15 protein-coding genes are annotated in these 14457 nt (G+C 66.8%); 9 read left to right on the forward strand and 6 right to left on the reverse strand.

Annotation, left to right across the window (positions count from 1 at the left end):
• From Q0S71_RS15565 to ssuE, 5 genes are all read right to left on the reverse strand, one after another.
• Window positions 1-659 (reverse strand): ABC transporter ATP-binding protein (locus tag Q0S71_RS15565; protein WP_295997485.1); only part of this gene is annotated, 659 nt, incomplete at its 3' end.
• Window positions 660-668: 9 nt separating this feature from the next.
• Window positions 669-1469 (reverse strand): aliphatic sulfonate ABC transporter permease SsuC, encoded by an 801-nt coding sequence (ssuC, locus tag Q0S71_RS15570; protein WP_295997489.1) that lies wholly within the window; start codon window positions 1467-1469, stop codon window positions 669-671.
• A complete protein-coding gene (gene ssuD, locus Q0S71_RS15575; RefSeq protein WP_295997493.1) occupies window positions 1469-2617 on the reverse strand; it encodes an FMNH2-dependent alkanesulfonate monooxygenase in 1149 nt (382 codons plus the stop codon). The genes ssuC and ssuD overlap by 1 nt, the downstream gene beginning before the upstream one ends.
• A gap of 28 nt (window positions 2618-2645) precedes the next feature.
• Window positions 2646-3614 carry a sulfonate ABC transporter substrate-binding protein gene (locus Q0S71_RS15580; RefSeq protein ID WP_295997495.1) on the reverse strand — a complete coding sequence of 323 codons (969 nt, stop codon included), beginning with the start codon at window positions 3612-3614 and terminating at the stop codon, window positions 2646-2648.
• 7 nt (window positions 3615-3621) lie between these two features.
• Window positions 3622-4251, reverse strand: coding sequence for an NADPH-dependent FMN reductase (gene ssuE / locus Q0S71_RS15585; RefSeq protein WP_295997499.1), 630 nt, complete (start codon window positions 4249-4251; stop codon window positions 3622-3624).
• A 199-nt stretch (window positions 4252-4450) separates the two neighbouring features.
• Here ssuE and Q0S71_RS15590 point away from each other — a divergent pair, with 199 nt between their 5' ends.
• From Q0S71_RS15590 to Q0S71_RS15625, 8 genes are read left to right on the forward strand one after another with little or no spacing between them, the layout of a single operon-like run.
• Window positions 4451-5686, forward strand: coding sequence for an acyl-CoA dehydrogenase family protein (locus Q0S71_RS15590; RefSeq protein ID WP_295997502.1), 1236 nt, complete (start codon window positions 4451-4453; stop codon window positions 5684-5686).
• A gap of 26 nt (window positions 5687-5712) precedes the next feature.
• Complete coding sequence (locus Q0S71_RS15595) at window positions 5713-6576, forward strand: methionine ABC transporter ATP-binding protein (protein ID WP_295997568.1); 864 nt, start codon at window positions 5713-5715, stop codon at window positions 6574-6576.
• Window positions 6569-7261, forward strand: coding sequence for a methionine ABC transporter permease (locus tag Q0S71_RS15600; RefSeq protein WP_295997505.1), 693 nt, complete (start codon window positions 6569-6571; stop codon window positions 7259-7261). Before Q0S71_RS15595 ends, Q0S71_RS15600 begins: the two co-directional genes overlap by 8 nt.
• Window positions 7262-7276: 15 nt before the next feature.
• On the forward strand, window positions 7277-8128 hold the full coding sequence (locus Q0S71_RS15605; protein WP_295997508.1) for a MetQ/NlpA family ABC transporter substrate-binding protein: 852 nt from the start codon (window positions 7277-7279) through the stop codon (window positions 8126-8128).
• A gap of 3 nt (window positions 8129-8131) precedes the next feature.
• Window positions 8132-9529 (forward strand): LLM class flavin-dependent oxidoreductase, encoded by a 1398-nt coding sequence (locus Q0S71_RS15610; protein ID WP_295997511.1) that lies wholly within the window; start codon window positions 8132-8134, stop codon window positions 9527-9529.
• A 12-nt stretch (window positions 9530-9541) separates the two neighbouring features.
• Window positions 9542-10513 (forward strand): aliphatic sulfonate ABC transporter substrate-binding protein, encoded by a 972-nt coding sequence (locus Q0S71_RS15615; RefSeq protein ID WP_295997515.1) that lies wholly within the window; start codon window positions 9542-9544, stop codon window positions 10511-10513.
• 6 nt (window positions 10514-10519) lie between these two features.
• Entirely contained in the window at window positions 10520-11371 is an 852-nt protein-coding gene (locus Q0S71_RS15620; RefSeq protein WP_295997517.1) for an ABC transporter permease, read from the forward strand.
• The gene (locus Q0S71_RS15625; RefSeq protein ID WP_295997520.1) at window positions 11372-12154 is read left to right on the forward strand and encodes an ABC transporter ATP-binding protein; all 783 of its coding nucleotides are present in this window, start codon (window positions 11372-11374) and stop codon (window positions 12152-12154) included.
• 7 nt (window positions 12155-12161) lie between these two features.
• Here the strand turns inward: Q0S71_RS15625 and epsC are convergent, their stop codons facing one another.
• The gene (gene epsC, locus Q0S71_RS15630; protein WP_295997523.1) at window positions 12162-13085 is read right to left on the reverse strand and encodes a serine O-acetyltransferase EpsC; all 924 of its coding nucleotides are present in this window, start codon (window positions 13083-13085) and stop codon (window positions 12162-12164) included.
• Window positions 13086-13273: 188 nt separating this feature from the next.
• Here epsC and Q0S71_RS15635 point away from each other — a divergent pair, with 188 nt between their 5' ends.
• Window positions 13274-14452 carry a multidrug effflux MFS transporter gene (locus tag Q0S71_RS15635; RefSeq protein ID WP_295997527.1) on the forward strand — a complete coding sequence of 393 codons (1179 nt, stop codon included), beginning with the start codon at window positions 13274-13276 and terminating at the stop codon, window positions 14450-14452.
• Window positions 14453-14457 lie beyond the last annotated feature (5 nt).

Here is a 14457-nt window from a genome sequence, read left to right on the forward strand (position 1 = left end):
CCGAGCGGTTCGTCGAGCAGCAGCAATTGCGGCGCGTGCACCAGCGCCCGCGCCAAGGCCACGCGCTGGCGCTGGCCGCCCGACAATTCGGCCGGCCAGTCGTCGGCGCGGTCGGCCAGGCCGACGGTGGACAGGGCCGCCGCCGCCGCACCGGGCGCGTGACACATGCCGAGGGCGACGTTATCGAGCACGTTTTTCCACGGCAGCAGACGCGCCTCCTGGAACATGATGCGGACCTGGGCCGGCGGCGCATCCCGAGCGGACGATGACGACGACGAAGATGCCGACGCCGCGCCGCCGATGGCGATGTCGCCGGCGTCGGCCGTTTCCAGTCCGGCGATGGCGCGCAGCAGCGTGCTCTTGCCGCAACCGCTGCGGCCGACGACGGCGACGAACTCGCCGGCCTTGAGCCGCAGGTCGATATCGTGCAGCACCGGTCGCGCCGCAAAGGACTTGCTCACGCCGCGCAGCGCCAGCGGCACGCCACGGCCTTGGCCTTGGCCTCGGCCTTGGCGTTGCGTCACCTCGCGCGCCTGCGGTGGCGCCGGCGCGGCGTCAACCGCGTCCGATGGCGCTGGCGGTGGGGCTTCCGATTTCACCCGCGTTTTTTGCTGCGGCGCGATCGATCCGGATTCAAATTCGCTGGTAGACATCAGCATGGCGTGGCCTTAACGGTAAGCGGGATTCCAGCGCAGGAAATACTTTTCCAGCGCGCGTGACAGCAGGTCGGCGCCCTTGCCGAGCATCGCGTACAGCAGTATCCCGACGAGCACCACGTCGGTCTGCAAAAATTCGCGCGCGTTCATCGTCATATAGCCTATGCCCGCCTGCGCCGAAATGGTCTCGGCCACGATCAGCAGCACCCACACCAGTCCCAGCGAAAATCGCACGCCGACCAGTATCGACGGCAGCGCCGCCGGCAGGATCACGTCGCGATACAGCGCCCAGCCGGACACGCCGTAGCTGCGCGCCATCTCGATCAACTGCGGGTCGGCCGAACGGATGTCGTGGAAGGTATTCAGGTACACCGGGAAGAACACGCCGGCCGCCAGCAAAAACAGCTTGGCCGATTCGTCGATGCCGAACCACAGTATCACCATCGGTATCATCGCCAGCGGCGGGATGTTGTGCACCATTTGCAGCGTGGTGTCGAGCAGGGTCTCGGCCCGTTTGACGCTGCCGTTCAACAGCCCGAGCGCCAATCCCAGGCCGCCGCCGATGGCGAAACCGCAGACCGCGCGCCACAGGCTTTTCTGCAGGTGGAGCCACAGCTCGCCCGACGCCGCCAGCGTCCAGAAGGCGCGCGCCACGGCCCACGGCTCCGGCAGGATGCGGCTCGACAGCCAGCCCAGTTGCGCCGCCGCTTCCCACGCCAGCAGCAGCACGGCCGGCACGATCCACGGCGTCAAGCCGTGCGGCGTGCCGGCCCGGCGCGCGGCGCCGATCCCGCCGCCGTTAGCGCCGCTCATCAAGCGGCCTGCTTCGGCACGATGGTATTGGCCATCACTTCGCCGAACGGTCCGCTGAGCGACTGCTCGCCGACCGCCTTGCCCTTGCCCAGCAACGGGAACACCAGCTCGGCGAAGCGATACGACTCCTCCAGATGCGGATAGCCGGAGAAGATAAAGGTGTCGATGCCCAGCGCCGCGTATTCCTGGATGCGCGCATGCACCGTCTCGGCGTCGCCGACCAGCGCGGTGCCGGCGCCGCCGCGCACCAGTCCCACGCCGGCCCACAGATTGGGCGACACTTCGAGCTGGTCGCGGCGGCCGCCGTGCAGCGCGGCCATGCGGCGCTGGCCGACCGAATCCATCTTGCTGAACGCCGCCTGCGCCTTGGCGATCACCTCGTCGTCCAGGTGGCGTATCAAATCGTCGGCGGAGCGCCACGCTTCCTCGTTCGTTTCGCGCACGATCACGTGCAGGCGGATGCCGAAGCGCACCGCGCGGCCATGTTTGGCGGCGCGGGCGCGGATGTCGGCTATCTTTTCGGCCACCGCGGCGGGCGGCTCGCCCCAGGTCAGATACACGTCCATCTGCTCGGCCGCCAGCTCGTGCGCCGGCTCGGACGAACCGCCGAAGTACAGCGGCGGATACGGCTTCTGCACCGCCGGGTACAAGGTCTTCGCGCCCTTGACCTTGATATGCTTGCCGTCGAAATCGAAGCCGGCGTCGCCGCCCTCGCCGGACAGCGAAGCGCGCCACACGCGGATGAATTCATCGGAGATTTCATAGCGCTGCGCGTGGTCGGCGAAGACGCCGTCCGCTTCCAGTTCGCCCTGGTCGCCGCCGGTGACGACGTTAATGAGCAGGCGGCCGTTCGAGAGCCGGTCGAAGGTCGACGCCATGCGCACGGCCAGTCCCGGCGACGACAGGCCGGGCCGGATCGCGACCAGGAACTTGAGCTTTTGCGTGACGCTGATAAGCGACGACGCCACCACCCACGCGTCTTCGCAGGAGCGGCCGGTCGGCAGCAGCACGCCGTCGTAGCCCAGCGTGTCGGCCGCCACCGCGACCTGCTTCAGATAATCGGCATCGACGGCGCGCGCGCCCTTGGCCGTGCCGAGATAGCGGCTGTCGCCGTGGGTGGGAATGAACCAGAAAATATTGAGGGACATGGATGCTTCCTTGAGGTGTGCGAAAAATTTAAGGCTGCAACAGCGCGTCGCGCACCGTGATCGGTTTCGGAATCAGCTTCAGCCTGGAAAACGCGTCGGCGATCTTTTGCTGCTGCGCGATGACGTCGGCCGTCACCGGCTTGACACCGTAGGAATAGCGCGACGCCGCCAGGTTGGCGGTGGCGCTGTCGAGCCCCGTCTGCGCCGCCAGGATGGCCGCCGCGTCGGCGGGACGCTGGCGTCCCCAGTCGTCCACCTTGGTCAATTCCTCCAGCAGGATGCGGATCACCTCGGGATTCTTTTCGGCGTAGGGCCGCGAGGCAAGGAAGAACTGGTGGTTCGACGCGATGCCCTGACCGTCGGCCACCACGCGCGCGCCCAGCTGCTTCTGGGCCGCCGCCAGATACGGGTCCCAGATCGCCCACGCGTCGACGCTGCCACGCTCGAAGGCGGCGCGCGCCTCGGCCGGCGCCAGGAACACGGTGCTGACGTCCTGATAGGGAATGCCGGCTTTTTCCAGCGCCTTCACCAGCAGGAAGTGGACGTTGGAGCCCTTGTTGAGCGCGATCTTCTTGCCGCGCAAATCGGCCAGCGTGCGGATTTTGGAATCCTTCCGCACCACGATCGCCTCGCTGCCCGGCGCCGCCGGCTCGTTGCCGACGTAGACCAGATTGGCGCCGGCGGCCTGCGCGAAGATGGGCGGCGCCTCGCCGACGCCGCCGAAATCGATGCTGCCCACGTTCAACCCTTCCAGCAGCACCGGACCGGCCGGGAACTCGCTCCATTTGACGCTGATACCCTTGGCGGCAAGGCGCGGCTCCAGCGTGCCGCGGCCCTTCAATAAAGTCAGCGTGCCGTATTTCTGATAGCCGATGTTGAGCACATTGTTTTGCGCCAGCGCCGCCGGCGGCGGGCCGGCCGCCAGCACGCCCGCCGCGAACATCCAGCTTAAAGTGCGGCGGCGCGCAGCGCGTTTGGTATCGATAAGAATATTCATGGGGGCTTCAAACCGCGTTGGCGGCGTAGGGTTGATCGCGCAGCGAGCGTTGCGCCGACAGTTCGGCAAGCGCGTCGCCGCCCACCACGCGCAGTTCCGGCTTGCCGTGCAGCGCATGGAGATTGGCCGACAGATGCTCGACGCCGGCGGCGATGCGCAGCGCGATGGCGGCGTCCGGCGTCAAGCCCTCCTCCTCGTTCCATTGCAGCTGCTGCGAGGTGGCGTAGATACTGGCCAGCACATGGCGCGCCTCCAGCGCGTGCAGCACCGGCCGCAGCGCGTAGTCGAGCGCCAGCATGTGCGACTGGCTGCCGCCGCTCGCCAGCGGCAGCACCAGCTTGCCGGCCAGGCCGTCCTGCGGCAGCAGGTCGAGGAAGGTTTTGAGGATGCCGCTGAACGAGGCCTTGTAGACCGGCGTCGCGATCACCACCGCATCGGCCGCCGCAACCGCCGCGAGCGCGCGCGCGATATCGGCGTGGCTGCAATCGGCGTGCAACAGCGCTTCGGCCGGCAGCTCGCGCACGTGCAGCTTGTTGACGCTATGGCCGCGCAGGGCCAGTTTGTCGCCGACGTGATGCAGAAAACGGCTGGAACTGGATGACGTGGAGGGACTGCCGCCGATCAGAAGTATGGTCATGGTGTGAGTTCCCGTGAGGTGTAAAACAATGCGATGCAAGCAGACTAAATCGGTCCAGTTGAAATCAGAACGAATAGTTTTGTGCATCGATATACGTTTTTCTTCGCATGCGCGGAACGCATATCGATGCGCGGAATTGTTCGTGTACTAAACATCGCGGGCCGTGAATACTGCGTCCATCACGACTCACAGGACGCCCATGTCACCTTCATTAATCCGCTCGCCGCGGCCGCCGGAAGCCGCAACGCCGACGCCAATCGGCATCGCCACCGAACTGGCGCAGCGCCTCGCCGCCAGCGCCAACGCCCGCGACCAGGCCGGCGGCCACGCCGCGCGGGAACGCGAATGGATACGTGAGTCCGGCCTGCTCACGCTGTCGATCCCGACGGAATTCGGCGGCCAGGGCGCGGCGTGGCCGGTGGTGTACCAGGTCATACGCATACTGGCTCGCGCCGACAGCGCGCTGGCCCACGTCTTCGGTTTCCATCATCTGCAACTGGCCGGCATTACGCTGTACGGCAGCGCGCAGCAGCAGCGCCGCTTCCTGACGCAGACCGTCGAACAGCGCCTGTTCTGGGGCAATGCGCTCAACCCGCTCGACCAGCGCACGGTGGCCACGGACGACAGGGACGCCGACGGCGACACTGACAATGACGCGCGTGGCTATACGCTCGACGGCATCAAGAGTTTTTCATCGGGCTCGGTCGGCGCCGACTGGCTCACCGTATCGGCCTGGCATGCCGGCGTTGGGGGCGCGCTGATCGGAGTGGTGCGGACCGGCGCGCCCGGCGTTTCCGTGCAGGCGGACTGGGACGCCTTCGGCCAGCGCCAGACCGACAGCGGTAACGTCCATTTCGACGCGGTGGCGCTGCCGGCGGAGCAGGTGCTGCAAGCGCCCGGCGCCGCGCCGACGCCGCAAGCGACGCTGCGCTCGCAGATCGCGCAGCTCATCATGGCCAACCTGTATCTGGGCATAGGCGAAGGCGCGTTCGAGGCGGCGCGCCTGTACACCCTCAATGAATCGAAGCCGTGGTTCGCGTCCGGCGTGGACGCGGCGGCGCACGACCCGCTGATCCAGCACCGCTACGGTCAATTGTGGCTGCGCCTGCGCCCCGCCGCCGTGCTGGCCGACCACGCGGCCGGGGAACTGGAACGCCTGATGCGCAAGCGCATGCTGGTCACGGCGCAGGAGCGCGGCGAACTGGCCGTCGCCGTGGCCGAAGCGAAATGCCTGGCGCACGCCGCCGGCCTGGAAGTGAGCAGCCAGCTGTTCGAGCTGACCGGCGCCCGTTCGACGTCGGCCAAATATGGCTTCGACCGTTACTGGCGCAACGTCCGCGTCCACACGCTGCACGACCCGGTCGACTACAAGATCCGCGACCTCGGACGTTATGCGCTGGACGGCACGCTGCCGGAACCGACCGCGTATTCGTGATCCCGAACCTGACCCACGCCGCCACCATGACCAAGCCGACCCAGCTCCCCCTTACGCCCGAGGCCACGCCGTTAATTCGCGTCGCCTCGGCCCATAAATCGTTCGCCTTGCCCGCCGGCGGCCAGTTCCACGCCGTGCGCGACGTCTCGCTGTCGGTGCGGGCCGGCGACATCTTTGGCCTGATCGGCAAAAGCGGCGCCGGAAAATCAACGCTGCTGCGCCTGATTAATTTGCTGGAGCGTCCCGACCGCGGCACCATCAGCGTCGGCGGCCGCGAGCTGACGGCGCTGTCCAAGCGCGAGCTGCGCGCCGCTCGCGCCAACATCGGCATGATATTCCAGCAGTTTAATTTGCTGCAAAACGCCAGCGTCTTCGACAACGTCGCCTTCCCCCTGCGCCTGCGCGGCGGCCTGGATAAAGCGCGCATCGCCCAGCGCGTGGAAGAATGCCTGGCCCTGGTCGAACTGGGCGCCAAGTCCGACAGCTATCCGGCCCGGCTCTCGGGCGGCCAGAAACAGCGCGTCGCCATCGCCCGCGCGCTCGCCAGCGGACCGGCCGTGCTGCTGTGCGACGAGCCGACATCGGCGCTCGACGCCGAGACCACGCGCGCGCTGCTGGCGACGCTGCGCGACATCAACCGGCGGCTCGGCGTCACCATCGTCATCGTCAGCCACGAGCTGTCGGTGATCGGCGACATCTGCAACCACGTCGCCGTGATCGAGGATGGCGCCATCGCCGAACAGTTCGCGCTGGCCGACGCCGCCCGCTTGCAGCATGCCGCGCTGACGACGCTGGGCCGCGAGCTGGCACGCCACGTCGCCGCCGGCATGGCCGGTATCGCCGGCGCCATCGGCGCCGCCGACACCCGGAAGGAGGCGCTGCATGCCTGACTATGATCTCCAACTCGCCCAAACCGCCGCGCATATCGTCGCCATGCTGCCCGAGATGTGGACCGCGCTCGGCGAAACGCTGACCATGCTCGCCATCGGCCTGTCGGCGGCGCTGCTGATCGGCGGCCCGCTCGGCATCGTGCTGTTCCTGGTCGCCGACGGCCAGTCGCTGCAAAACCGCCCGGCCGCGCTGGTGCTGGGCTGGTTGGTCAACACCGTGCGCTCCTTCCCCTTCATTATTTTGCTGGTGGCGCTGGTGCCGTTCACGCGCGTCATCGCCGGCACCTCGATAGGTCCGCTGGCGGCGGCCGTGCCGCTGTCGTTCGCCGCCATTCCCTACTTCGCGCGCATGGTCGAACAGGCGCTACGCGAAGTGCCGCGCGGCGTGATCGAAGCGGCGCATGCGATGGGCGCTTCCGAAATCCAGATCGTGCTGCGGGTGCTGCTGGTGGAGGCGCGCTCCGGCCTGGTGCTGGCGTTGATGGTGCTGTCGATCAGCTTCCTCTCGTATTCGGCGGTGGCCGGCGTGGTCGGCGGCGGCGGCATCGGCGACCTCGCCATCCGCTACGGCTACTACCGCTTCGAGACCGACATCATGGTCGCCACCGTCGCCATCCTGATCGTGCTGGTGCAGCTGATCCAGTTCGGCGGCAACCGCGTCGCACGACGCATCGACAAACGCTAACAACATAGGACTCACATGACATTCTTCACCCGCCGCACTTTGATAAGCACCGCCCTCGCCCTCGCCCTTCCCCTGTCGCTGGCCTGGTCGGCGATGGCGTCGGCATCGGCCAGGGACCCGAAAGAACTGCTCATCGGCACCAGCGCCGGCCCGTATGCGGACCAGATCAAGCTGGGCATCAAGCCGATACTGGAAAAACAGGGCTACAAAATCAAGCTCGTGGAATTCAACGACTACATCCAGCCCAACTTCGCGCTGGCCGAAGGCTCGCTCGACGCCAACGTCTTCCAGCACATCGTCTACCTAAACCGCTTCGCCAGCGAACACAAACTGGCGCTGAGCGAACTGGTGAAAATTCCGACGGCGCCGATTGCGATCTACAGCAAAAAACACAAGTCGATCGGCGAGGTGAAGCAAGGCAGCACCGTGGCGCTGCCCAACGACCCGACCAACCAGGCGCGCGCGCTGGTGCTGCTCGACCGGCTGGGATGGATCAAGCTGCGCGACAAATTCGATCCGATCCGCGCCTCGGAACAGGACATCGCCATCAACATCAAGAAAATCAAGTTGATCGCGCTGGAAGCGGCGCAGCTGCCGCGCTCCCTGCAGGACACCGACTACTCTTTCGTCAACGGCAATTACGCGCTGGCCTCCGGCCTGAAGCTGAGCGACGCGCTGGTGACCGAAAAAATCTCGACCAACTACATCAACCTGGTCGCGGTGCGCACCGCCGACAAGGACAAGCAATTCGCCAGGGATATCGCGGCGGCCTACCGATCGCAAGCCTTTCTCGACGTGACCAATAAATATTTCGCCGACTACGCCCGCACCGACGACCAGATCGCGCTTCAGCGCGCCGCCGAGTAAGCCATGAGTCAGCAGCCCGGAAAACCGATCCGCTTCAACGCCTTCCAGATGTTCAGCATCGGCCACCAGTCGCCGGGCCTGTGGACGCACGCGCGCGACACCAGCCACCGCTACAACGATCCGGCCTACTGGATCGAACTGGCGCAGCTGCTGGAGGCCGGCCGCTTCGACGCGATCTTCCTGGCCGACGTGCTGGGCGCCTACGACGTCTATCAAGGCAGCGCCGACGCGGCCCTGCGCCACGGCGTGCAAGTGCCGCTGAACGATCCGCTGGCCCTGGTGCCGCTGATGGCGCAGGCCACCACCCACCTCGGCTTCGGCGTCACCTGCGCGCTCACTTACGAGCATCCCTATTCGTTCGCGCGCCGCATGTCGACGCTCGACCACCTGACGCGCGGCCGCATCGGCTGGAACATCGTCACCGGCTACCTCGATAGCGCGGCCCGCAATCTCGGGCTGGATCGCCAGCTCGGCCACGACGAGCGCTACGACCTGGCCGACGAATATCTGGACGTGGTCTACAAGCTGTGGGAAAAAAGCTGGGACGACGACGCCGTCGTCAACGACAAAGCCAGCGGCGTCTACGCCGATCCGGCGCGGGTCCACCCGATCAACCACGCCGGCCGCTATTACAAGGTGCCGGGCTTCCACCTGTGCGAACCGTCGCCGCAGCGCACGCCGCTGCTGTACCAGGCCGGCACCTCGCCGCGCGGCACCGCGTTTGCGACGCGCCATGCGGAATGCACCTTCGTCAGCGGGCCAAGCAAAACAGTCGTCAAGCGCTATGTGGACGATTTGCGGGCGGCGGTGCGGGCCGACGGCCGAGATGGCGGCCAGCTGAAAATTTATGCGCAGGCGTTGATCGTCACCGGCAAAACCGAACGGGAGGCGCGCGCCAAATACGAGGACTATCGCCGCCACATCGACATCGAAGCGGCGCTGGTGCTGCTGTCCGGCTGGACCGGCGTGGACTTCAGCCGCTACCCGCTCGACGCCACCATCGACTACATCGATTCCGACGCCGGCCGCTCGGCGCTGGCCTCCTTCAGCCAGGCCGACCCGGATCGCCGGTGGACGGTGCGCGAGGCGGCGCAGTTCATCGGCCTCGGTGGCCGCGGCCCGGTGCTGGTCGGCGACGCGTCGCAAGTGGCGGACCAGCTGCAGGCGTGGCAGGACCACACCGGCATCGACGGTTTCAATCTCGCCTTCGCGCTCGGCCACGAATCGATGCGCGACGTCGTCGAGCTGATCGTGCCGGAGCTGCAGGCGCGCGGCCGCTATCGCACCGACTATGTCGACGGCACCCTGCGCCACCAGCTGTTCGGCCACGGTCCGCATCTGCCGCCGGCGCACGCGGGCCGCCACGTCTCCATCGCCCCTTCCCCGCAATCCGTCGCCTGAACCAAGGACACCATGAAACGCCGAACACTGTTGCAACTGGCGGCCGTCGCTGCCATCCCCGGTCTCGCAAGGGCCGCCGCGCCGCTGAAGGAACTGCGCCTCGACTACGCCTATTATTCGCCCGTCAGCCTGGTGCTGCGCCGCTTCGGCTGGCTCGAACAGGAGTTCAAGGCCGACGGTACCCAGGTCAAGTGGGTGCTGAGCACGGGCAGCAATCGCGCCCTCGAATACCTGAACGCCGACAGCATCGACATCGGCTCCAGCGCGGGCCTGGCCGCCTTGCTGGCCAAGGCCAACGGCAATCCTATCCGCACGCCGTATATTTTTTCGCGGCCCGAATGGACCGCGCTGGTGGTGCGCAAGGATAGCCCGATCCGCACCGTGGCCGACTTGAAGGGCAAGAAGATCGCCGCCACCAAAGGCACCGATCCCTATCTGTTCATGCTGCGCGCGCTGAAGGCGGCGGGCCTGAAGCGCGGCGACATCGAGCACGTGGGCTTGCAGCACGCCGATGGCCGCATCGCGCTGGAACAGGGCAAGGTCGATGCATGGGCCGGTCTCGATCCGCACATGGCGGCCAGCGAACTGGAAGGCGGCTCGCGCCTGCTGTACCGCAACGTGGCGTTCAACACCTACGGCTTCCTGAACGTGCGCGAGGATTTTTTGGCCCAGCATCCGGCCGAGGTGGCGCGGGTGATCCGCTGCTACGAAAAGGCGCGCGCCTGGGTGATCGGCCATCCGGGCGAGGCGGCGCAGATCCTGTCCGAGGAGGCCAGGGTCAGCCTGCCGGTGGCGCTGTTGCAGGTGAAGCTGCGCAGCGACTTCACCAATCCGCAGCCGTCGCAGGAGCATATCAAAGCGCTGCAACTGGCCGCCCCCATCCTGCTCGATGAGGCGCTGGTGAAGCCGGGGACGGATTTGAACCGCGCCATCGCGGAGCTGATCGACACGCGCTTTGCGCAGCCCTACATCATCAAGGCTTGATGAAAAATGAGCGCCGTATTGACCGAGAATGCGGACACCGCGCCCGCGCCGCCGTCGGCGCTGCCGGAGCCAGCGCGCCGCGCCACGCCACGCTGGCGCACGCCGCCCGCGCTGTGGTCCATGCTGCTGCCAGCGTCCCTGCTGCTGGCGGCGGAAGCGGGCGTGCGCCTCGGGCTGATCGCACCCAATTTGCTGCCGGCGCCGAGCGCCATCGCCGGCACCATCGTCGATCTGGCGCGCCAGGGACTGGCGGCCCACATCGCGGCCAGCACCTTGCGCGTCGCCGCCGGCTTCATCGCCGGCGCGGCGGCGGCGCTGCTGCTGGGCGCCGCCGTGGGCCTGAGCCGCCGCGCCGAAACGCTGCTCGATCCGACCTTCCAGGCGCTGCGCGCGATACCGTCGCTGGCGTGGGTGCCCTTGCTGCTGCTCTGGCTCGGCATCGACGAAGCGCCCAAGCTGGTGCTGATCGCCATCGGCGCTTTCTTCCCGGTGTACATGGGCGTCGCCTCGGGCATACGGGGCGCCGACCGCAAGCTGATCGAAGTGGGCCAGCTGTATCGTTTAAGCCCGGCGGCGCTGGCGCGGCGCGTGCTGCTGCCCGCCGCGCTGCCGTCCATCCTCACCGGCTTGCGCAATGGCCTGAGCCTGGCGTGGATGTTCATGGTGGCCGCCGAATTGATCGCCGCCAGCAAGGGCCTGGGCTACCTGCTCAGCGATGGACGCGAAACCAGCCGCGCCGACATCGTGCTGGCGGCCATCGTGCTGCTGGCGATACTGGGAAAAATCAGCGACGGCATGATGCAGCGGCTGGAACGCCATCTGCTGCGCTGGCGCGACAACTACGGCGGGGGACCTTGAATGCACCGGCATCTGCAACACCACCAACACCAGCAGCACATTCGGGAACCGGCGGCGCTGCTCGACATCGCCATCGACGACAAGCGCCATGGCGAGCGCCGCGTGCTGCATGGCCTGCGGCTGCAACTGGCGCGCGGCGAAATCATCAGCCTGATCGGCGCCAGCGGCTGCGGCAAGAGCAGTTTATTGAACATCGTCGCGGGACTGGACGCGGCGTATAGCGGCGCGATACGGCTAGGCGGCCTGCGACAGCGCGGCGCCAGCGGCGACATCGGCCTGATTTTCCAGGAGCCGCGCCTGTTCCCGTGGCTGACGGTGGCGCAGAACATCGCCTTCGCCGACGATGGCGCCAACGCCGGCCGCGTGCCGGCCCTGCTGGAGCAAGTCGGCCTGCCCGGCTACGGCGGGAATCTGATTAAGCAGCTGTCCGGCGGCCAGGCGCAGCGCGTGGCGATCGCGCGCGGCCTGTACACGCATCCGAAAATCCTGCTGCTCGACGAACCGTTTTCGGCGGTCGACGCCTTCACCCGCATGAAGCTTCAGGATCTGCTGTTGCGGGTCGCGCGCGAACATGGTTTGACGGTGCTGCTGGTGACGCACGACATCGACGAAGCGCTCTACCTCGGCGACCGGGTGGTGATGCTGGAAGCGGCGGGCGCGCCGCCGGCCATCTTCGACGTCGGCGCCGCGCGGCCGCGCGGACAGCGGTGCCGCAGCGGCGCCGCGCTGGCGCCGCTGCGCAGCGCGATACTGGACCGGCTGCACGCTGCGCAGGCGATTTAAATCGCCCTCAATCGTTGCGCATCTGCGCCTGCGACACATTGCTGCCCGGCGGGACGCTCTGCGTCAGCCACACATTGCCGCCGATGGTGGAACCGGCGCCGATGGTGATGCGGCCCAAGATCGTCGCGCCGGCGTAGATGACGACATCGTCCTCCACGATGGGATGGCGCGGCACGCCTTTAATCAGCACGCCTTTGTCGTCGGCCGGGAAGCGCTTCGCGCCCAGCGTCACGTGCTGGTACAGGCGCACGCCCTGGCCGATGATGGCGGTCTCGCCGATCACGACGCCGGTCCCGTGGTCGATGAAGAAGCTGCCGCCGATCTGCGCGCCGGGGTGGATGTCGATCCCGGTCAGCGAGTGGCCGATGTCCGAAATCAGCCGCGCCAAAAACGGCGAGCCCAGTTGGTGCAGGCGGTGCGCCAGCCGGTAATACAGGATCGCGATGGTGCCCGGATAGCACAGCATGATCTCGGCGATCGACGTCGCGGCGGGGTCGCCGGCAAACGCGGCCTGCACGTCCGACACCAGCAGGCCGCGAATATCGGGCAGCGAGGCCGCGAACTGGCGCGTGATGTCGTGCGCGCACTGGGTCAGCGCCGCGTCTTCGCCGCAATCGAGGCCGGCGGAAAACTGCAGGCCGCGCCGCACCTGCTCCGTCAGGCGGTTCAGGGTGGTGGTCAGGGTGTCGCCGACGAAGTAGTCAATGCTCTCGTCGGTCAGGTTGGGGCGGCCGTAATGGGTCGGGAACAGCGCCGCCGACAGGCCGTTGACGATGGTGGTCAGCGCCTCGCGCGACGGCAGCTCGCGGATGCGGCCCTGGTGGCGGATGTTGTGCGTGGCCTCGCGCGAAACGCGCAGCTGCTCAATCACGCTGGCCAGGTTCCAGTGCGATGGCTTGACGCCGGTGCCATCAAAAGTGTCGATTGTCATAGTGTTTGCCAGGATTGCAAGAGTAAAGGGGCAGCTTAATCAGGGCGCCGTCAAAAACGAAAGAATAATTTCATCGTTCCTTATTCGGTCCGCGCATATCGTTATATTATTCGCGGCCGAATTTTACGGATTCCTGCCGGGGCGCCCGGCTGACGTAAAATACCGGTCTGACGAACGATACACTTTTCATGAATATTTTGCTGACACTGCTGCTGGCCGGCCTGACCATGGTCGGTCCGCTGGCCATCGACACCTACCTGCCCTCCTTCCCCGCAATCGCGCTCACCTTCGACACCAGCGCGCTGCTGGTCCAGCAAACCCTCAGCGCATTTCTGTTCTGCTTCGCCTTCATGATGCTGTTTTACGGGACGCTGTCCGATTCCTTCGGCCGTCGGCCGGTGATTTTGTGGTCGCTGGCGCTGTATGTCGCGGCCTCCATCGGCGGCGCGATGGCGCCGTCCATCGGCGTGCTGCTGGTGTGCCGCGTGCTGCAAGGCCTGGCCGCCGGCGCCGGCTCGGTGGTCGGCCGCGCCATCGTGCAGGACCGCTACTCCGGCGCCGACGCGCAGAAAATCCTGTCGCACATCATGATGGTGTTCGGCCTCGCGCCGGCCATCGCGCCGGTGCTGGGCGGCTGGTTGCAGGTGACGCTGGGCTGGCGTTCGGTGTTCTGGTTCCTGACCGCGTTCGCCGTGCTGATGATGGTCGCGGTGCAGCGCTGGCTGCCGGAAAGCCTGCCGGCCAGGGACCGCCACCCCTTCCACTTCGGCGCCATCGCGGCCAATTACTGGAAGGTGCTGTGCCACCGCCGCTTCCTGCTGCTGTCGATCGCGGTCGGCATGTCGTTCGGCGGCTTCGGTTTGTATATCGGCTCGGCCGCCTACTTCATCATCAATATACTGCACCTGCCGGTGACGTCGTTCGCGTGGCTGTTCATCCCGCTCATCAGCGGCATGGTGGTGGGGTCGGCGCTGTCGGCCAAATTCGCGCACCGCTACACGCAGCGCGCGCTGATCTGGATCGGCTACGCGCTGATGGCGCTGGGCGCCGTCGCCAATGTGGTCTACAACAGCTATTTCGCGGCCGCCGTGCCGTGGGCCGTGCTGCCGCTGTTCGTGTATTCGTTCGCGCTGGCGCTGGCGACGCCGCCGATGTCGCTGCTCGCGCTCGACCACTTCCCGAACAATAACGGGCTGGCGTCGTCGATGCAGTCGTTCATACAGATGCTGCTGTTTGCGCTGGTGTCCGGGCTGGTGGCGCCGCTGCTGTTCGACAGTGCGCTCAAGCTGGCGTATGGCGTGCTCGCCGGCCTGGCGGTCAGCCTGCTGGCTTGGCTGCTGGCGCAGATCGGCGCAAGCGAAGATTAAGTGGC

The organism is Rugamonas sp. (assembly GCF_025354735.1).
GTDB lineage: Bacteria > Pseudomonadota > Gammaproteobacteria > Burkholderiales > Burkholderiaceae_D > Rugamonas.